14 protein-coding genes and 1 tRNA gene are annotated in these 19,744 nt (G+C 71.4%); 11 read left to right on the forward strand and 4 right to left on the reverse strand.

From position 1 onward, the window contains the following. Nucleotides 1-119: 119 nt before the first annotated feature. Nucleotides 120-1,118 carry a phosphotransferase gene (locus HP507_RS11610; protein ID WP_175351942.1) on the reverse strand — a complete coding sequence of 333 codons (999 nt, stop codon included), beginning with the start codon at nucleotides 1,116-1,118 and terminating at the stop codon, nucleotides 120-122. A gap of 106 nt (nucleotides 1,119-1,224) precedes the next feature. On the opposite strand from HP507_RS11610, the gene nudC reads away from it, so the two are divergent. Beyond that, nucleotides 1,225-2,160: an NAD(+) diphosphatase gene (gene nudC / locus HP507_RS11615; protein ID WP_175351943.1), complete on the forward strand. Its 936-nt coding sequence runs from the start codon at nucleotides 1,225-1,227 to the stop codon at nucleotides 2,158-2,160. Continuing rightward, nucleotides 2,157-3,950 (forward strand): ATP-dependent helicase, encoded by a 1,794-nt coding sequence (locus HP507_RS11620; protein ID WP_175351944.1) that lies wholly within the window; start codon nucleotides 2,157-2,159, stop codon nucleotides 3,948-3,950. Before nudC ends, HP507_RS11620 begins: the two co-directional genes overlap by 4 nt. Here HP507_RS11620 and HP507_RS11625 read toward each other — a convergent pair. Further along, nucleotides 3,841-4,698 carry a TOMM precursor leader peptide-binding protein gene (locus HP507_RS11625; RefSeq protein WP_175351945.1) on the reverse strand — a complete coding sequence of 286 codons (858 nt, stop codon included), beginning with the start codon at nucleotides 4,696-4,698 and terminating at the stop codon, nucleotides 3,841-3,843. The genes HP507_RS11620 and HP507_RS11625 overlap by 110 nt on opposite strands. A gap of 60 nt (nucleotides 4,699-4,758) precedes the next feature. Next, a complete protein-coding gene (locus tag HP507_RS11630) occupies nucleotides 4,759-6,183 on the reverse strand; it encodes a zinc-dependent metalloprotease (RefSeq protein WP_175351946.1) in 1,425 nt (474 codons plus the stop codon). Between the two features lie 106 nt (nucleotides 6,184-6,289). On the opposite strand from HP507_RS11630, the gene HP507_RS18425 reads away from it, so the two are divergent. From HP507_RS18425 to HP507_RS11650, 4 genes are all read left to right on the forward strand, one after another. Further along, the gene (locus HP507_RS18425) at nucleotides 6,290-7,399 is read left to right on the forward strand and encodes a YlbL family protein (RefSeq protein WP_338085237.1); all 1,110 of its coding nucleotides are present in this window, start codon (nucleotides 6,290-6,292) and stop codon (nucleotides 7,397-7,399) included. Nucleotides 7,400-7,662: 263 nt separating this feature from the next. After that, a complete protein-coding gene (locus HP507_RS11640) occupies nucleotides 7,663-10,632 on the forward strand; it encodes a UPF0182 family membrane protein (RefSeq protein ID WP_175352006.1) in 2,970 nt (989 codons plus the stop codon). Nucleotides 10,633-10,695: 63 nt separating this feature from the next. Further along, nucleotides 10,696-10,772 (forward strand) — tRNA-Met (locus HP507_RS11645). Nucleotides 10,773-10,846: 74 nt separating this feature from the next. Next, entirely contained in the window at nucleotides 10,847-11,662 is an 816-nt protein-coding gene (locus HP507_RS11650; protein WP_175351948.1) for a carbon-nitrogen hydrolase family protein, read from the forward strand. Between the two features lie 536 nt (nucleotides 11,663-12,198). Here HP507_RS11650 and HP507_RS11655 read toward each other — a convergent pair. After that, entirely contained in the window at nucleotides 12,199-13,401 is a 1,203-nt protein-coding gene (locus HP507_RS11655) for an aminotransferase class I/II-fold pyridoxal phosphate-dependent enzyme (protein ID WP_175351949.1), read from the reverse strand. Nucleotides 13,402-13,593: 192 nt separating this feature from the next. Between HP507_RS11655 and HP507_RS17605 the strand changes: the two genes are divergently transcribed. The 5 genes from HP507_RS17605 (at nucleotide 13,594) to HP507_RS11680 (ending at nucleotide 19,717) form a co-directional block, all read left to right on the forward strand. Then, nucleotides 13,594-15,519 carry a S1C family serine protease gene (locus tag HP507_RS17605; RefSeq protein ID WP_217508719.1) on the forward strand — a complete coding sequence of 642 codons (1,926 nt, stop codon included), beginning with the start codon at nucleotides 13,594-13,596 and terminating at the stop codon, nucleotides 15,517-15,519. 146 nt (nucleotides 15,520-15,665) lie between these two features. Then, the gene (locus HP507_RS11665; protein ID WP_175351950.1) at nucleotides 15,666-16,709 is read left to right on the forward strand and encodes a glycosyltransferase family 2 protein; all 1,044 of its coding nucleotides are present in this window, start codon (nucleotides 15,666-15,668) and stop codon (nucleotides 16,707-16,709) included. A gap of 9 nt (nucleotides 16,710-16,718) precedes the next feature. Continuing rightward, nucleotides 16,719-17,537, forward strand: coding sequence for a CDP-alcohol phosphatidyltransferase family protein (locus tag HP507_RS11670; RefSeq protein WP_175351951.1), 819 nt, complete (start codon nucleotides 16,719-16,721; stop codon nucleotides 17,535-17,537). Next, nucleotides 17,534-18,442 carry a glycosyltransferase family 2 protein gene (locus HP507_RS11675; protein WP_175351952.1) on the forward strand — a complete coding sequence of 303 codons (909 nt, stop codon included), beginning with the start codon at nucleotides 17,534-17,536 and terminating at the stop codon, nucleotides 18,440-18,442. The genes HP507_RS11670 and HP507_RS11675 overlap by 4 nt, the downstream gene beginning before the upstream one ends. Nucleotides 18,443-18,484: 42 nt before the next feature. Further along, entirely contained in the window at nucleotides 18,485-19,717 is a 1,233-nt protein-coding gene (locus HP507_RS11680) for a CDP-glycerol glycerophosphotransferase family protein (protein WP_175351953.1), read from the forward strand. Nucleotides 19,718-19,744 lie beyond the last annotated feature (27 nt).

Raw genomic sequence — 19,744 nt, forward strand, 5'->3', positions numbered from 1 at the left:
TTCCGTGGTTCGTCACCGATGGGGCGGGCCGGCACCGTGCCTCCAGGCCGGCGACGCGACGCGACGCGATGACGGCGACCCACGCGACGACCGTGACCCGACGACCGCGACGCGAGCGCTCAGCCGTGCCGGCGCTCGGTCGACGACAGCAGCTGCTCGACCTCGCCGATCTCCATCGTCTCCGGCGACACCGACTGCAGCGGCGCCGCGCTCGGCGTCTGCACCGCGTCGACCAGCCGGTGCATCATCGCGACCGCGTCGTCGACGACCTCGGTGCTCTTCGCCTGCACCCCGTGCAGGAGCCACTGCGCGGTCTCGAGCTCGTGATGGACGCGGGCGCGCTGCGCGAGCTGCCGATCCCGGCCGCCGCCGTTCGCCTCGTAGGCGCTGAGGACGGTGTCGAAGGCGTCCTTCCGGCCCGCGAGCACCCAGGCGAGGTCCTTCGCCGGGTCACCGAGCCGCAGCTCGCCCCAGTCGATGACACCCGAGACCGCGTCGCCCTCGACCAGGATCGTCCCGGTGCCGAGCGAGCCGTGCACGACGGTCGGCGTGAACTGCCAGAGCTGCTGGTCGCGCGCGGCGCCCTCCCACCGTTCCTTGAGCGCGGCCGGCACGAGCTTCGTGGCGACGGCGCGGTCCATCACGGAGACGGCCGAGCGCAGCACCTCGAACGGCGTGAGCGACGGCAGACCGGCGTCGGTGACGAAGCTCGTCGGCAGCTGGTGGATCGCGGCGACCGCGCGGCCGACGCTCGTCGCGAGCTCGGGTCGCTCGACGAGTGCCTTCAGGGTCGGGTGCGAGCCCGGCAGGTAGGTGGTGACGATGGCGCGGGTCGACCCGATGGGCGCCTGTCCGCGGTACTCGGCCACGCCGAACGGGAGGCGCGTGCGGATCCCGGCGCTCAGCGCCCGGATCGCGACGAGGTCGGCGGACTGCCGGGCTTCCGCCCGCTGGTTCCGCGGACGGCGGATCGCCGTCTCCGTGCCGTCGGCGTCGCGGAGGACGGCCGACTCGTAGTCCCCGGACGCGGCCGAGCCGAGCGTGCGCGTGCCCGTGACGACGAGGCCGGAGACGGCCGTCGTCGCCAACGCGGCTAGAGTGAACTGGGATCCCGCCATGCCCTCAGGGTAGGTCCGCCGCCGGTGGTCGAGCGTGCGCCACGCTGGCCCGCGGCAGCCCGGGCGTCCTGCACCCAGACCCGATCCGACCGAGGAGCCCCCTGCCGTGACCGTCGAGTTCGCCGCCCGGTTGCCCCTCTCCCGCAACGACCTCGACCGCGACGCGGAGTTCCGCACGACGGCCGACCTCGAGCGGGTGCTGCGGGACGACCGGTCGACCAGGTACCTGCCGGTCCGCGGGTCCGAGATGCTGCGGAGCGCCGACGGCACACTCCGGTTCGTGAGCGCGGACGCCGTGCCCGAGGGGACCGTCACGCTGTACCTCGGCCGGGCGGTCTCCGACGCGCCCGACGCCCCCGCCGGCACCCGGTTCGTGGCGGCCTTCGTCGATGCCGCGACCGCTGCTGCGATCGAGCCGGCCGACGACGCGTGGGAGAGCCTGCGGATGTTCGGCACCGAGCTCTCGCCCCGCGACCAGGGCCTGGCGGTCGAGGCCGTGGCGATGGCGAACTGGCACGCCGTGCACGGGTTCTCGCCCCGGACCGGGTCCGCGACCGACGTCGTGACCGGAGGGTGGGTGCGCCGCGACCCCGAGGGGCACGAGCACTTCCCGCGCACCGACGCGGCGATCATCGTCGGTGTGACGGACGCCGACGACCGCATCCTGCTCGGCTCGAACGCGGCGTGGGATGCGAACCGGTACTCGCTGCTCGCGGGCTTCGTCGAACCCGGGGAGTCGCTCGAGGACGCCGTCCGCCGCGAGGTCTGGGAGGAATCGGGCGTCCGCGTCGAGGAACCCGAGTACCTCGGGTCGCAGCCGTGGCCGTTCCCGGCGTCCCTCATGGTCGGCTTCCGTGCGCGTGCGGCGGACGGCGACCCGTCGACCGCCCGACCCGACGGCGTGGAGATCCTCGACGTGCGCTGGTTCTCCCGTGAGGAGATCGGGGAGCGTGCCGGTGACACCCTGCTCCTGCCGGGCCGGACGTCGATCGCCCGCGCCATCATCGAGGAGTGGTACGGCGGCCCGCTGGACCTGCCGTGAACCGCACCGCCGGGACAGGACCCGCAGGGGCGGGCTGCGCCGGCGCCGGCAACGCCGCCGGGGCGCCCGCCGTTCGTCCGCCGTCGCCGGACGAGCTGCTCGCCGCCCTCGACGCCGAGCAGCGCACCGTCGCCCGCACGCTGCTCGGCCCCGTGGCCGTCCTCGCCGGTGCCGGCACCGGCAAGACCCGCGCGATCACGCACCGCATCGCCTACGGAGTCGCGACCGGCACCTACGCACCGAACCACGTCCTCGCCCTGACCTTCACCACGCGGGCGGCCGGTGAGCTCCGGTCGCGTCTCCGCTCGCTCGGCGCCGGCACGGTGCAGGCACGGACCTTCCACGCGGCGGCGATGGCGCAGCTCAGCTACTTCTGGCCGGACACCGTCGGCGGCCATGCTCCGCGCATCGTCGAGTCGAAGGGGCGGATGATCGCGCACGCCGCGGACTCGGTCGGCATGCAGGTGGACACGCCGACGCTCCGCGACCTGGCCGCCGAGGTCGAGTGGCGCAAGGTCCAGATGCTCTCGTACGAGGAGTACGAGGCAGCGGCCGCCGAGCGGGTGATGCCGCGCGACACCCCGCCGCGCCGCGTGCTCGACCTCATGCGCGCCTACGAGCAGCTCAAGGACGACCGCCGCCAGCTCGACTTCGAGGACGTCCTGCTCGCCACCCTCGGCATGGTGGAGTCCGAACCCCGCGTGGCGTCGTACGTCCGGCAGCAGTACCGGTTCTTCGTCGTCGACGAGTACCAGGACGTCTCGCCCGTGCAGCACGACCTGCTCCGGGCATGGCTCGGCGGCCGGGACGACGTCTGCGTCGTCGGGGACGCCAGTCAGACCATCTACTCGTTCGCGGGGGCGTCGAGCCGGTACCTGCTCGGCTTCGGCTCCGAGTTCCCGCGCGGATCGGTCCTGCGGCTCGAGCGGAACTACCGCTCCACGCCCCAGGTCGTGCACGCCGCGAACGCCCTCATGCGCGGGCAGCCGGGGGCGCTCGACCTCGTCGCGCAGACCACCGAGTCCGGCCCGGAGCCCGAGGTCCTGTCGTGCGTCCACGACGGTGACGAGGCGCAGACCGTCGCCCGTCGGATCGCCGAGCTCGTCGTCGGCGGTGCTGCCCACGGCGAGTGCGCGGTGCTCTACCGGCTCGGCGCCCAGGCCGCGGCGATCGAGTCCGCGCTCGGCCGTGCGGGGATCCCGTACCGCGTGCAGGGCGGCACCCGGTTCTTCGACCGTCCCGAGGTCAAGCTCGCCGTGCACCACATGCGCGGCGAAGCCGTCCGGCAGACCGACGACGAGCTCACCCGCCGCGTCGGACTCGTGCTCCAGGTCAGCGGCTGGACGCCCACCCCGCCGGAGGGGACGGGCGCGGTCCGCGAGCAGTGGGAGGCGCTGCAGGCGATCATGGGGCTCGCCGAGGACGCGCCGGCCGGCACGACCATGCAGCAGTTCACCCAGGACCTCGTCGACCGTGCCGCGACCCACCACGAGCCCGAGCTCGACGCCGTGACCCTCGCCACGCTGCACTCGTCGAAGGGCCTCGAATGGCCGCACGTCGTGGTGATCGGCGCCGCGGAGGGGCTGCTGCCGATCTCGTACGCGACCACCGAGGCGGCGATCGACGAGGAACGCCGCCTGTTCTACGTCGGCCTGACCCGTGCGCGGCGATCGGTCACCGTCACGTGGTCGCAACAGGGTTCCACGCGTGGGGGAGGCCGGGTGGCGAGTCGGTTCCTGGCAGCGCTCGACACGCGCAGCGCGGATGGAACACCACCGGCCGCCGCGTGACCGACAGGTCGTCGCGTTCGAAGACCAGCTGCTCGTCCTGCGGTCGTTGCGTGACGAGCGGCAGCCGTTCGAGGAGCATCCGGACGGCCGCTGCGGCGATCGCCGCGATCCGGTACGGCGACAGCGGTGCCGCGGGGCGGCCCCACACCTGTGCGGCGATCGCCGGCCACGCCGGGTCGTCGTCGACGCGCGCGTACTCGAGGCACTGGAGGCACGGCCCGGCACCCGGGACCACGAACGGCCCGACGCGCACCCGTCCGTCACCGACGACCACCGCCAGGTGCGGCACCCCTCGTCGCGTCCAGGCGGCACGGAGCGCCGGGTCGACGACGTGGTCGGCGACCACGACCGCGAGCCGTGGGTCCTGCGCCGGCATGGCGACCGGGCCACCGCGGGGTGCTGAGGTCCGGGCGACCGTCACTCCCTCTCCGGACAGCAGGTCGGTGACGGCGTCGGGCAGGGAACCGGTCCCGTGCACCTCGACGCGCGCGAGCGGTTCCGGCAGGACGTCGACGACGGCGGGCGAAGCGGCTCCGAGCAGCCGTGCCGCGACGCCGGGCGGGCAGCCGGTCGCCGCGGCCAGGCCGGACAGTGCTTCGCGCCCGGTCTCGCGACGCAGCGCACACAGGAACCGTTCCTCACCCGTGGTCGGGACGGGGACGACGGCGCGCGGCGGGTCGACCCCGAGCTGGACGGTGGTCGGGTCGCGCCAGACGAACTCGAGGGTCGGGTCGATGCGGATGCCCATGCCCCCACGCTGGCGGACGGAGCGCCTGCGTGGGGGAGCGTCAGCCGATCTGTGGAGAACTCAGCGGGGCCGGGTGTCCGGGTCCTCGGGACCCTCGGAGTCGTCGTCGGCGCCGTCGCCCGGGTTCTCGTCGACGTGCCCCGACTCGTCCTCGCGCGGACGGTCGCCGGTGGCGTCGTTCAGCAGGTCCTCGAGCGCCCGGTCGAACTCGTCGTCCTCGGCGGAGGCGCCGGGGTTCCGCAGCCGGGCGACGAACGCGTCCGGTGCGTCGATGTCCTCCGACGTGGGCACGGCGTCGAAGTGCGACCAGAGGGCGTCCCGCTGCTCGGTCCCGAGCTCGTCGGTGACCCGCTGCCACATCGCTGCGGCCTCGCGGAGACGACGCGGGCGTAGTTCCAGGCCGACGAGCGTCGCGAACGCGGACTCGGCCGGTCCGCCCGCCGCACGACGGCGGCGGACCATCTCGGCGATCGCGCCGGACTTCGGCAGCCGCGCCGTCGCCGCCGCCGTGACCGTGTCGACCCAGCCCTCCACGAGCGCGAGCATCGTCTCGAGGCGGGCGAGCGCCGCCTCCTGCTCCTCCGTGCGCGGCGGGATGAGCGCACCGGACGCCAGTGCGTCGCGGAGCTGCTCCTGGTTCGTCGGGTCGATCTCCGACGCGAGTTCCTCGACCCGGTCGAACGGGATGTGGATGCCCCGCGCGTAGTCGGTGATCGACGAGATGATGTGCAGTCGGAGCCACCGAGCCGAACGGAAGAGCCGGGCGTGCGCGAGCTCGCGGACCGCGAGGTAGATGCGGACCTCGTCCTCGGGGACGTCGAGGCCCTCGGCGAACTCGGACACGTTCTGCGGCAGGAGCGCCGCGACCTGCTCGTCGAGGAGGGGCACGCCGACGTCGCCCCCGGACACGACCTCCTTCGAGAGCTGCCCGACGACCTGGCCGAGCTGGATCGCGAAGAGGGCTCCGCCGACGCCGCGCATGGCCTTCGAGACGTCGCCGAGCATCGCCTTGAGCTGCTCCGGAGCACGCTGCTCGATCGCCTCGGTGAGGGCGTTCGAGATGCTCAGCGCCACGGGCTCGGCGATCTGCGCCCACACCGGGGTCGTCGCCTTCGCCCACTGCTCGCGGGTGTAGAGGCTCGGGGTCGCGGTGAGCTCGGTGACCGAGGTGGCCTCGTCCAGCCAGAGCGCCGCGACCTGGAACGCCTGATCGGCGGCCTGCGAGGTCGCCGGGTCGACCGGGTGGCCGCCCTCCCGCGCGATCGCAGTGGCGCGCTCGGAGGCGATGGAGAAGTCGATGCCGTCGCCACCGGACTGCGCGGCGCGCTGCAGCTGACTCATCAGGTTCGCGACGAAGGCCGGGTCGTTCGGCAGACCGGCGGCACCGGCGAGCTGCGACGGGTCGATCTGGCCCTCGCCGGAGAGGAGCTTCCGGAGCATCTCCTGGAAGTCGTCGTCCGGCCCCGGCTGCGGTTCATCAGGCATGACGACTACGCTAATCGCTGCTCACGGGGCCGCGCCTGGGACGCCCCCGTGGGAACGCCCGAACCGCTGCGCCGAGGGCGAACAGCCCATTGTGGAAGGACGCTGCGTGACCCTCTTCGCCCCCGAACCCCGTCGACGTCCGCGCTCGAGGACCGTCGGGTGGGCGTTTGTGATCGGCGCCGTCGTGCTCGGGCTGCTCACCAGCCTGCTGCCCAGCCCGTACCTCATCGAGGTGCCCGGCCCGGTGTACAACACCATCGGCACGCAGAAGCAGGGGACGGGCAAGGACGCGAAGGACGTCAAGCTCATCCAGATCGACGGGCACGAGACGTACCCGACCGCCGGTGCGCTCGACATGCTCACGGTCGGCGTCCAGGGCGACGCCACGAAACGACCGTCCTGGACGAGCGTCATCCGCGCGCTGTTCACCCGTTCCGAGGCGGTGATCCCTGCGTCGGCGATCTACCCCGAGGGCGTGACCACCGACCAGGTCAACCAGCAGGACACGGCCGACATGCAGGCCTCGCAGCAGTCCGCCGTCGCCGCCGCGCTCATCCAGCAGGGCTACGACCTGCCCACCGAGCTCGAGGTCGGCACCGTGCAGAAGGGCTCGGCGGCCGACGGCGTCATCGAGAAGGGCGACGTCATCCGGTCGTTCGACGGCACCGCACTCACGACCAACGCCGACGCCACGTCGCTCCGGGAGCTCGTCGCGAAGCACGGCACCTCCGACCCCGCGAAGGTCGGCGTCGAGCGCGACGGCACCGAGAAGACCGTGCAGCTGACCCCGCGCGAGCAGCAGGGAACCGCGCTCATCGGCGTCGGCGTCACCGAGCGGTACGACTTCCCCTTCACGGTCTCCATCAAGCTGCGGGACGTCGGCGGCCCCTCGGCCGGCATGATGTTCGCGCTCGGGATCATCGACGAGATCACGCCCGGCGAGCTCAACGGCGGCAAGCACGTCGCCGGCACCGGCACGATCAGCGCCGACGGCGAGGTCGGGGCGATCGGCGGCATCCGCCAGAAGCTCTACGGCGCCGAGGACGCCGGCGCGAAGGTCTTCCTCGCGCCCGCCGACAACTGCGACGAGGTCGTCGGCCACGTGCCGGACGGACTCGACGTCTACAAGGTGTCCACGCTCGACCAGGCGGTCACCGACCTGCAGACGATCGCCTCCGGCAAGAGCACCGCGAAGCTCGCGCGCTGCGGTTCCTGACGACGCTCGCGCGTCGCGACGGGACCCGACGCCCGCGACGCGCGCCGCGCCTCCAGTCCGTCTCGCGGCGACCGTCTCGACGACCGTCTGGAGGCGCGGGGTGCGTTCCTGAGTCGCCGTACAGTTTCAGACCTGCTCCCGCACCATAGGATCGATGCACTGACGGCCCGCCGCGCCGGGCCCGCCGGTTCGACACGTCTGGAGCACATCAAGTGACGACAACCTCGTCCACCTCGGGGCGGCGTTCGCCGCGGGTCCCGATCGTGGTCACGATCATCGTGCTGGCCGCACTGGTGATCGGCTTCTTCATCTTCGCGAGCCTGTACACGGACTACGCGTGGTTCGCGCAGCTCGGCTTCCAGCAGGTCCTGACCACCCGGTGGATCGCAGGGACGCTGATGTTCCTCGCCGGATTCCTCGGGATGGCGGTGCCCGTGTACGTGAGCATCGCGATCGCGTTCCGGTTCCGACCGGTCTACGCGAAGCTCAACTCTCAGCTCGACCGCTACCAGCAGGTCATCGAGCCGCTGCGCCGGGCCGTCATGATCGGCATCCCGGTCGTCCTCGGCATCTTCGCCGGGCTGTCGACCGCGGGCCGCTGGAGCATGGTGCTCGAGTACTTCAACCGGACGCCGTTCGGCAAGACCGACCCGCAGTTCGGGCTGGACATCGGCTTCTACGTGTTCGAACTGCCGTTCTGGCGCTCGATCGTCGCGTACTCGTCGGCCGTCGTGCTCATCGCCGGGCTCGCCGCGCTCGCGGCCTGCTACCTGTACGGCGCCATGCGCTTCGGCGGGCGAGAGGTCCGCATCTCCCGGGCCGCACGCGTCCAGCTCGCCGTCACGGCGGCCGTCTACATCGCCCTGCAGGCCGTCAGCCTCTGGCTCGACCAGTACGCCGCGCTGACGAAGTCGAACTCGCTCATCACCGGCGCGCAGTACACCGAGGTGAACGCCGTCATCCCCGGTCGCGAGATCATGGCCGGCATCGCCGCGATCGTCGCGATCCTCTTCATCGTCACGGCGGTCATCGGCCGCTGGCGCATCTCGATCGTCGGTACCGGGCTGCTGCTCGTCGCGGCGATCGTCATCGGCGGCATCTACCCGTGGATCGTCCAGCGCCTGCAGGTGAAGCCGTCGGAGCGCACCTTCGAGTCCGCGTACATCGAGCGGAACATCAAGGCGACGCGTGACGCGTACGGCGTCGCGGACGTCCAGGAGCGGAACTACGACGCCACCACCGAGGCGAGCTCGGGCGCCCTCGCGCAGGACGCGCAGACGACGGCGAACATCCGCCTGATCGACCCGAAGATCGTCTCCGACACGTTCAGTCAGCTGCAGCAGTACCGGCAGTACTACCAGTTCCCCGACGAGCTCGACGTCGACCGATACGACGTCAAGGGCGAGACCGAGGACACGGTCATCGCGGTCCGCGACATCGACCTCGACGGACTGAGCGCCCAGGCGAACACCCCGTACAACCGGGCATTCGTCTACACGCACGGCTACGGCGTCACCGCGGCGTACGGCAACCAGCGCGCGAGCGACGGCAAGCCGGTGTTCCTCGAGTCGGGCATCCCGTCGAACGGGGCACTGGGCGACTTCCAGCAGCGCGTGTACTTCGGCGAGACCTCCCCGTCCTACTCCATCGTGGGCGCGCCGAAGGGCTCGAAGAACGTCGAGCTCGACTACCCGGCCGGCTCCGACGACGACAACGGCGGCAACGCCACGACGACGTACGCGGGCAACGGTGGACCGAGCCTCGGGAACTTCTTCAACCGGCTCGTGTACGCGGCGAAGTTCCAGTCGGAGCAGATCCTGCTGTCGAACGCGGTGAACAAGGACTCGCAGATCCTCTACGACCGCGACCCGATCACCCGCGTCCAGAAGGTCGCGCCGTACCTGACGCTCGACAGCGACGCCTACCCGGCGATCGTCGACCACCGTATCCAGTGGGTCGTCGACGGGTACACCACGAGTGACGCGTACCCGTACTCGCAGAGCCAGAGCCTGTCGGACAGCATCGCCGGTTCGGAGACCTCGGCGTACCGGACCGACCAGGTGAACTACATCCGCAACTCGGTGAAGGCCACGGTCGACGCGTACACCGGCAAGGTGACCCTGTACTCGTGGGACACGAAGGACCCGGTGCTGAAGACCTGGCAGAAGATCTTCCCGACCGCGGTGAAGCCGGTGTCCTCGATGAGCGCGGAACTCCTCGACCACGTCCGCTACCCGACGGACCTGTTCAAGGTGCAGCGGTCGATCCTCGGCACCTACCACGTGACCAACGCGAACTCGTTCTACTCGGGTGACGACGCCTGGAACACGCCGCAGGAACCGACCTCGGGGACGAACGACTCGTCCGACACGTCCGGAACGACGACCACCACGAACACCGGCACGAACGCGCTCGGGACGACCACGACGACGACCCGGGCGAACCTGCAGGACCCGTACTACCTCACGATGAAGGTGCCGGGGCAGGGGACCGCCTACACCCTGTACACGACCTACATACCCCAGCAGTCCGCGGGGTCGAACAACCGCAACGTGCTCACCGGGTACCTGGCGGTCGACTCCGACGCAGGGGGCGCCGGCAAGGGGAAGAAGGCGTCCGGGTACGGCAAGCTCACGCTGTTGACGATGCCGAAGACGGACAACATCCCGGGGCCGGCGCAGGTGCAGAACCTGTTCAACTCGGACACCACGGTGTCGCAGGAGCTGAACATCCTGAAGCGGGGCAACTCGACCGTGAAGCAGGGCAACCTGCTCACCCTGCCGGTCGGCGGCGGCTTCCTCTACGTGCAGCCCGTGTACGTGCAGTCGACGTCGAGCGGTTCGTACCCGCTGTTGCAGAAGGTCCTCGTGGCGTTCGGTGACAAGATCGCGTTCGAGGACACGCTCGACGAAGCGCTCAACAGCCTGTTCGGCGGCGACTCCGGTGCGGCCGCGGGCGACCAGGGCGCGGCGTCGGGTTCGGGCTCGGGTTCGTCCACCGGGTCGGGGTCCTCGGACTCGGGCTCCGGGTCGGGTTCCTCCGACACGGGTTCGGGCTCGTCGAGCGGCACCGTCGACAACGAAGCGCTGCAGAAGGCCCTGAACGACGCCAAGCAGGCGCTGCAGGACCGCCAGGACGCCTACGCGGACAACGACCTCGTCGCCGCTGCGGAGGCCGATCAGCGCCTGCAGGAAGCGATCCAGGCCGCCACCGAGGCTGAGGACGGGAACTGACACACCGTGGCGGGGCACTCGATTTGTGCCCCGCCACCGCCCCGTGTAGGCTGTTCAACGTGCCGCGGGGTGGAGCAGTTCGGTAGCTCGCTGGGCTCATAACCCAGAGGTCGTAGGTTCAAATCCTGCCCCCGCAACCAAGCGTCACAGAGAAGGCCCCGGTCCAGTCGGACCGGGGCCTTCTTCGGTCGCGGGCTGCCGGTACGCTCGGCGGATGGGCACTCTCACGATCGCCGCGGCGCAGTTCGCACCCGTGGATGACCCGGCCGTCAACCTCGAGACCGTCCGCGCGGCGGCGGTCGACGCGGCGGCCCGGGGTGCCGACCTCCTCGTCACGCCGGAGTACACCTCGTACTTCACGGCCGACATCGATGACCGGTTCGTGGCGGCCGCCCAGCGCCTCGACGGCACGTTCGTCACCGGCCTGCTGGACATCGCGCGCGAGGTCGGGATCGCCCTCGTCGTCGGCGTCGCCGAGACCGCCGACGAGGCGGACCGCTTCCGGAACACCCTCGTCGCGGTCCTGCCCGACGGATCGATCGCGGTCGCGTACCGGAAGGTGCACCTGTACGACGCTTTCGGCTCGAAGGAGTCCGACCGCATCGACCCCGGCGACCCCGGGCAGCTGCCGGTGTTCGAGCTCGACGGTGTGCGGATCGGGCTCGAGACCTGCTACGACCTGCGCTTCCCCGAGGTCACCCGCCGTCTCGCGGCGCCCGAGCACGGAGCAGCGGACGTCGTCGTGCTCCCCGCCGAATGGGTCCGTGGCCCCGGGAAGGAGCACCACTGGCGGACGCTCCTGACCGCCCGGGCGATCGAGAACACCGTGTGGGTGGTCGGCGTGGGGCAGACGCCGCCGATCGGCATCGGAGGCTCGGTCGTCCTCGATCCCTCCGGTGTCGCGGTCGTCGCTGCCGGGGCGGTCCCGGGGATGATCGTCGCGACCATCGACACCGCGGTGACCGACGCCGTCCGCCGGACGAACCCGTCGCTCGCACTCCGCCGCTACGAGGTCGCCCCGCGCCCCTGACCCCGCGCGGTCGCTCCTCGCCCGCCCGGCTCACCCGTTCCTCCGCCGAGCGGGCGAAATGCGCGGGGGAGGGGCGCGCTGCGGGACGTATTCCGCCCGTTCGCGTCGCGGAACGTCCGTGGCCCGGCCGCGCGGACGCCGAGCGGGCGAAATGCGAGGGGGAGAGGCGCGCTGTGGGCCGTATTCCGCCCGTTCGCGTCGCGGAACGTCCGTGGCCCGGCCGCGCGGCGCCGAGTGGGCGAAATGTGCGGGGGAAAGCCGCCAGGCGGGACGTATTCCGCCCGCTCGCGGCGGGGAACGCCCATGTTCGGCCGCGCCAGTGCCGCGCGGGGCCGAGCGGGCGAAATGCGAGGGGGAGAGGCGCGCTGCGGGCCGTATTCCGCCCGTTCGTGTCGCGGAACGTCCGTGGCCCAGCCGCGCGGGGCCGAGCGGGCGAAATGTCCGGGGGAGAGGCGCGCGGCGGGCCGTGTTTCGCCCGCTCGGGAACCGACGCGCCCGTTCGGGGATCGACGCGCCGCTCGCGTCGGAGCAGCGCGTCAGGCGGTGGGCGTCAGTCCGGCGAGGCGGGCGGCCGCGTCCTCGAGCACCGAGCGTCGCTTGCAGAAGGCGAACCGGACGAGCGAGCGGTACCCGGCGGCGTGGTCGGGCCGGACGAACGCCGACACGGGTACCCCGACGACCCCGGCGAGTTCGGGCAGCCGCAGACAGAAGTCGCGGGCGTCGTCGTGGCCGAGCGCCGCGGCGTCCGCGATCACGAAGTACCCGCCGTCGGGCCGCATCACCTCGAAGCCCGCCGCACGGAGCCCTGCGGCGAGCAGGTCGTGCTTCGACGAGAGCTCCGCTGCGATGCCGGCGAACACGCTGTCCGGCAGCCGCAGACCGGCAGCCACCGCGGGCTGGAACGGTGCGCCGTTCACGAACGTGAGGAACTGCTTGACCGTGGTGATCGCGTCGACGAGTGCCGGAGGAGCCGTGAGCCAGCCGATCTTCCAACCCGTGGTGCTGAAGGTCTTCCCAGCGCTCGAGATCGTCACGGTGCGCCCCGCTGCTCCCGGGAGGGTGGCGATCGGCACGTGCGGGACGTCGAACGTCAGGTGCTCGTAGACCTCGTCGGTGACGACCACCGCGTCGTACTGCTCGGCGAGTTCGACGATCGTGCTGAGCACCTCGGTGGGGAGCACCCGTCCGGTGGGGTTGTGCGGTGTGTTCACGAGGACGGCGCGGGTGCGGTCGGAGAACGCCGCGCGCAGCGTGTCCTCGTCGGGGAGGAAGTCCGGCGCGGTGAGGGGGACGGTGACGTGGATCCCGCCCGCGAGGCGGATGAGCGCGCCGTACGCGTCGTAGAAGGGCTCGAACGTGATCACCTCGTCACCGGGTTCGACCAGTGCGAGGAGCGTGGCGGCGAGGGCTTCGGTCGCGCCGGCGGTGACGAGTACCTGGCGGTCGGGGTCGACGTCGAGTCCGTACCACCGCGCCTGGTGCTCACTGATCGCTGCGCGGAGGTCGGGGGTCCCTCGGCCGGGCGGGTACTGGTTCACGCCCTGGCGGATCGCGGCGACGGCGGCCTCGAGGACCTCGGCGGGGCCGTCCTCGTCCGGGAATCCCTGTCCGAGGTTGACGGCGCCGGTGGCGGTGGCGAGGGCGCTCATCTCGGCGAACACCGTCGGGGCGGGGACCCCGTCCGGACCCAGGAGCATCGCTCCCTCCGCCGCTCGCAACCAGGGGCCTGCCTGACGCATGTGGTTTCCTCCGAGGTGTCGACGGCTCGTGCGGCGCTGAACGGAACCCAACCTAGCGGCCCGACCAACGCCCACCCGGGAGCCGTGGCACAGCCCACGCATAAGATCGCCATAGGTGGCTCGCAGCGTCACCAGGAGCACCGCCCAGGTGGGTGCGACAGACTGCACGAGCTTGAAAGGAGCACGTCCAGCATGACCGACACCACGCCCAACGGGCAGGGCGACGACATCCGTCCGGACGACACGGCCGCGCAGGCCGCATCCGAGGACGCTTCGCCGAACGACTCCGAGCACACGAGCGCTCCGAGCGACGCTCCCACGAACCACGCGCGAGCGGATCACCCGGACCACACCGACGTGATCGATCCCGCTCCCGCGAACGAGACAGACGTCATCGCCGCGTCGACCGACCACCCCACGGACCGCTACACCGCGCCGTACCCGCGGGCGGCGGACTCGACGCACGTCGGCACGAGTGGGTCCCACGCGGCGCAGTACGGCCAGGCGCAGACCAGCCAGTACGGTCAGAGCGCGCAGTACGGGCAGCCGGCCGGCGGCTACGGTCAGCACGGCACGCCCTACGGCAACGACCAGGGGCAGACGAGCCAGTACGGTCAGCAGACCCAGTACGGTCAGCAGCCGCAGCAGACCCCATCCGGGCAGGACCAGTACGGCCAGTACGGCTACGGCCAGCAGTCCGCGTACGGGCAACAGCCCCGCTACGGCGAGTACGCCCAGCCGGCCTCGGAGTACTCCGCTGCAGCTTCGGCCCAGGCTCCTTCGTCCGCCACGAGCGCCTTCGGTGACGTCGACGGCTCGAACCAGCGCAACGGCCACTACTTCGGCGCAGGCGCTGGCGCAGCCGCAGGTGCAGGTGCAGGAGCCGCAGCAGCGGGCACCACGACCCGCACGAAGGACGGCCGCGGCCGACTCGCCCTCCCGCTCATCGCCGGCCTCGTCGTCGCGGGTCTGGTCGGCGGCGGCGCGGGCTGGCTCGCCGGCTCCTCGCAGGACGGCGGCACCGTCGTCGGTTCCTCCACCTCGCAGGGCGGCGGCAACCTGACGGTCAACGACTACAACAATGCGACGGTCGTCACCGCCGTCGCTGCGCAGGCGACGCCGTCGGTCGTGACGATCAACGTCTCGTCGAGCAGCGAGGCCGGCACCGGTTCGGGCGTCGTTTTCAGCAAGGACGGCTACATCGTCACGAACACCCACGTGGTGACGCTCGACGGCGACAGCTCGAACGGCACGATCACGGTCACCACGTCGGACGGCAAGATCTACCCGGCGAAGCTCGTCGGCACGGACCCGACGGTGGACCTCGCGGTCATCAAGATCGACGCCACGGACATGAAGCCGATCACCTTCGCGGACTCGTCGGACCTCAACGTCGGTGACACCGCGGTCGCGATCGGTGCGCCGCTCGGCCTGTCGAACACCGTCACGGACGGCATCGTCTCGACCCTGAGCCGCAGCATCCAGGTCACGTCGAGCGCTCCGAGCGAGGGCGGCGACTCGAACGAGGGCGGCAACGGCTCGAGCGGCGGTCCGTTCGACTTCTGGGGCAACGGCGACAACGGCAGCAGCTCGTCGGCGAACAGCACCGTCTCGCTGCCGGTCATCCAGACCGACGCGTCGATCAACCCGGGCAACTCCGGTGGCGCGCTGCTCGACTCCAAGGGCAAGCTGATCGGCGTCAACGTCGCCATCGCCAGCGCGAGCAGCTCCTCGGACTCCACGAGCCAGTCGGGCAGCATCGGCGTCGGCTTCTCGATCCCGTCGAACCTCGTCAAGCGCGTGGCGAACGAGATCAAGGACAACGGCGCCGCGACGCACGGTCTGCTCGGCGCGACCGTCGGCGACGCCGCCGAGGACGCCAAGGCCACCCAGATGGGCGGCCTCATCAAGTCGGTGTCGTCCGGCGGCGCGGCGGCGAAGGCAGGTCTGCAGAAGGGCGACGTGGTCACGAAGATCGGTTCGGCGACGGTCTCCGACGCGACCGACCTGACGGCGCAGGTCCGCTACTTCGCGGGCGGTGCGAAGACGACGATCACCTACATCCGCGGTGGCGAGACGCGCGAGGCGAACGTCACGCTCGGCACCTACAAGGGCTGACGGAGACGGACTGGAGGCACGGTGCCAGCTGGCACCGTGCCTCCAGTCCGTCTCCCGGTCGCGTCCTTGATAGGCTCGGGGTCGCTCTGCGGGGCGGCGCCGTCCGCGGTGCGTCCCGTGCACCCAGCCAGGACCCCGAGGTACGCATGCAGACAGACGGACAGCCCCTGCCGGGCGTCTCGTACGTGATGCCCGTCCTCAACGAGGTCACCGAGGTCCGGGCCGCCGTCCAGAGTCTGCTGGAGCAGGACTACTCCGGCCCGTTCGAGGTCATCCTCGCGCTCGGGCCGTCGATCGACGGCACGAACGAACTCGTGGCCGAGATGAGCGCCGCCGATCCCCGCATCCGGGCGATCGAGAACCCGCTCGGATCGACGCCCGCCGGACTCAACGTGGCGATCCGCGCATCGGTGCACCCCGTCGTGGTCCGGGTCGACGCGCACTCGGTGCTGCCGGTCGACTACACGCGGATCGCGGTGCGGGTGCTGCAGGAGTCGGGCGCGGACAACGTCGGCGGGATCATGCACGCGGAGGGCCGGACGCCGTTCGAGCGGGCCGTCGCGCTGGCGTACGGCAGCCGGGTTGGCCTGGGGGGCACACCGCACCACGTCGGTGGCGAGGCCGGGCCGGCCGAGACCGCCTACCTCGGGGTGTTCCGCCGCGATCGCCTGTTCGAGGTCGGCCTGTTCGACGAGGGCATCAAGCGGGGGCAGGACTGGGAGCTCAACCGTCGACTGCGACAGACCGGCGGCACGGTGTGGTTCACGCCCGAGCTCGTCGTCACGTACCGACCGCGGCCGAGCCTGAAGCGCCTCGTGCGGCAGTTCGTCGCGACGGGGTTGTGGCGCGGTGAGCTCGCTCGCCGGTTCCCCGCCAACAACGGTCTCCGCTACTTCGTCCCACCGGCGATGGTCGCGGCCATGGCGCTCGGCATCGTCGCCGGTGTCGTCGGGATCATCGGTGCGGCGCTCGGGACCGGTGCAGTGTGGGCGCTGATCGGGTTCGTCGTGCCCGCCGTGTACATCGTCTTCGTCGTGCTGGGGGCCGTCGCGGTCGCCCGGCGGTCGGGGCTGCCGACGCTGCTCTGGCTCCTCGTGGTGCTGCCCTGCATCCACGTCGGGTGGGGGCTCGGCTTCATCATCGGCTTCCTCACCCGGACGTCCGAGCTGACCACGCACACGGGACGGTGACCTGACCTCTTGACCGATGACACGACCGGCCGCGGGAACGCCCGCCCCACCTCGATCGCGGAGCTGCGCGCGGTCGCCCAGCCGGACGAGGTCCGAGCGCGGGCGAACGCCGAGCACTGGACGGCGTCCCTCTACCTGCGGGACGTCTCGCCCTACCTGACGTGGGTGCTCCTGAAGACCCGAGTGAGCGCGAACCAGGTGACCGGTCTGATGATCCTGGTCGGGTGGAGCGTCGCCGCTGCCCTGCTCATCCCGGGGATCTGGGGTGCGGCGCTCGCGCTCGTGCTCGGGCAGCTGCAGATGCTCGTCGACTGCTGCGACGGCGAAGTTGCGCGGTGGCGGGGCACCCGGTCGCCGGCCGGGGTGTTCCTCGACAAGGTGGGGCACTACACGACCGAGGGGCTCATCCCCGTCGCGCTCGGCATCCGCGCCGCCACGTGGCCGATCCACGGAGCGGACTGGATGTGGACGACGATCGGTTGCGCGCTCGGGCTCGTGATCGTGCTCAACAAGGCGCTGAACGACATGGTGCACGTGGCGCGGGCCAACGCCGGCCTCGACAAGCTCGTCGACCGTCGGGACGCCGGTACCGCACCGTCCGGAAGGCGCCTCGCCACCCTGCGCCGAGCCGCTCGCTTCCTGCCCTTCCACCGCCTGTACCACTCGGTCGAGCTGAGCATCCTGGCGTTCGTCTTCGCGCTGCTCGCCCTCGTCATCGGTCATCCGCTGGCCGACCGGATCCTCGTCGGGGTGCTGCTGCCCCTGGCGGTGCTGGCGACCTTCGGGCACTTCGTCGCGATCATCTCGTCGAAGCGGGTCCGCGGATGACTCCGGGCACCGTTCGTCGGCACGCTGTGCCGCACCGGGAACGTCCCCGGGTCGCGGTCGTGAGCCTCTCGCAGGGCACCCGACCCGACGACCTGCGCCGCGGACTCGAGAGCGTGCTCGCGCAGCGGGACGTCGAGCTCGACGTGGTGTGCGTCGGCAACGGCTGGGATCCGACCGGGCTGCCGGAGGGCGTCCGCGCGCTCGCCCTGTCCGAGAACGTCGGGATCCCCGCCGGCCGGAACGCCGGTGCCGAGGTCGTCGACGGCGACTACGTGTTCTTCCTCGACGACGACGCGTCGGTGCCCTCCGAGACCTTCCTGCGCGACGCGATCGGACTGTTCGAACGCGACCCGTCGCTCGGACTCGTGCAGCCCCGCGTCGTCGACCCGACGGGCGCCGCGAACCCCACACGCTGGATCCCACGGATCCGGAAGGGCGAGCCGGACCACTCGTCGCCGGTCTTCTCGGTGTGGGAAGGCGCTGTCGTGCTGCCGATGGACGTGTACCGTGCCACCGGGGGATGGGGCGCCGAGTACTTCTACGCGCACGAGGGCATCGAACTCGCCTGGCGCGTGTGGGACGCCGGCCGACGGACCTGGTACGCCGGAGACCTCGTCGCGCACCACCCCGCCATCGATCCGGCACGCCACGCGGAGTACTACCGGCTGAACGCCCGGAACCGGGTGTGGCTCGCTCGGCGCAACCTGCCGGTGGTGCTCCGTCCGCTGTACGTGGGCTCGTGGGCAGCGATCCAGGTCGCGCGCTGGTGGCGGCACCCGCGGCGCCTGGCCACCTGGTTCGACGGCGTCCGGGAAGGCTGGTCCACCGACTGCGGCCCCGTGCACGTCATGGGGTGGTTGACGATCGGGCGCATGACGCTCGCGGGACGCCCGCCCGTCGTCTGACCCGCCCACCACGAACCGCCCGTCGACACCGGAAGAGGGACCATGCCGATCATCAGCGATGCACGCACCGCTCTGCGCCTCGCCGAGCGCCTGCTCAAGTCGCGCCGGAGCCGTCGTGACCTCGAACGCCGGCTGCCGTCCGCTCCCGTCCCCGCACCGGGCAGCATCGAGATCGCGGTGTACTTCGCCGACGGACCGGTGAACATGTACCAGGTGCGCCAGTGGTACGCACCGCTGGCCGAGCTCACCGCCACGCACCCGGTCGCGATCATCTCGCGCAGCCCCGGGACCATGCTCAAGCTGCTCGAGGAATCCCCGGTGCCCGCGGTCTACGCGCGGCAGGTCGTGGACCTCGAGCGCTTCGTCGAGGAGCAGGCGCCGAAGATCGTCCTCTACGTCAACCAGAACGCCCGGAACTTCCAGATGATGCGGTACGGGCGCATGTGGCACGTGTTCGTCAACCACGGCGAGAGCGACAAGATGTACATGACGACGAACCAGTTCAAGGCGTACGACTACGCCCTGATCGCTGGTGACGCCGCTCGTGAGCGACTGTCCGACGCGCTGTGGGACTACGACCTCGACGCGCGGACGATCGCGATCGGCCGACCGCAGGCCGACCACTTCGCCGGGGCCACGCCGTACCCGGCGGACGACCGCACCGTGGTGCTCTACGCGCCGACGTGGGAGGGGGACCGGGCTGCCGCCGCCTACGGGTCGATCGCGAGTCACGGGACCACGATCGCCGATCGGGTGCTCGCGTCGCCGACGCACCGGCTCGTGTACCGGCCGCACCCGCGCAGCGGCATCCGGGACGCCGCGTACAAGGCGGCGCACGAGCGCATCGTCGCGGCGATCGCGAGCGCGAACGCCGCCGACCCGAACGCCCACCACGTGTACGACGACGGCCCCGAACTCGGTTGGCAGCTCGCCGGCGCGGACGTCGCGATCACCGACATCAGCGCGATGATCTACGACCGGCTCGCCGTCGGCAAGCCGCTCATCGTGACCCGGCCGGTGTCCCCCGAAGCGGACGTCGACGAGCGAGGCTACCTCGGCGACGCGAACTGGCTGGCGGCATCGGACGCGCAGGACGTCGTCGCACGGATCGACGTCGCGGCGAACGACGCCGAGGAGCTCGCGAAGCTGCAGCACTGGGTGCAGCGCTACTTCGGTGACACCACTCCGGGCACGGCCACGGCACGGTTGCACGCCGCCGTCGAACGGCTGCTCAGCCGCTGGCGCGAGGTCGCGGCCGCACACGGCGAGGCCTGAGCCGCCGGAGCGTGCACGGCTCGACGG

It is taken from the genome of Curtobacterium pusillum (genome assembly GCF_013359865.1).
GTDB classification, from domain to species: Bacteria; Actinomycetota; Actinomycetes; order Actinomycetales; family Microbacteriaceae; genus Curtobacterium; species Curtobacterium pusillum.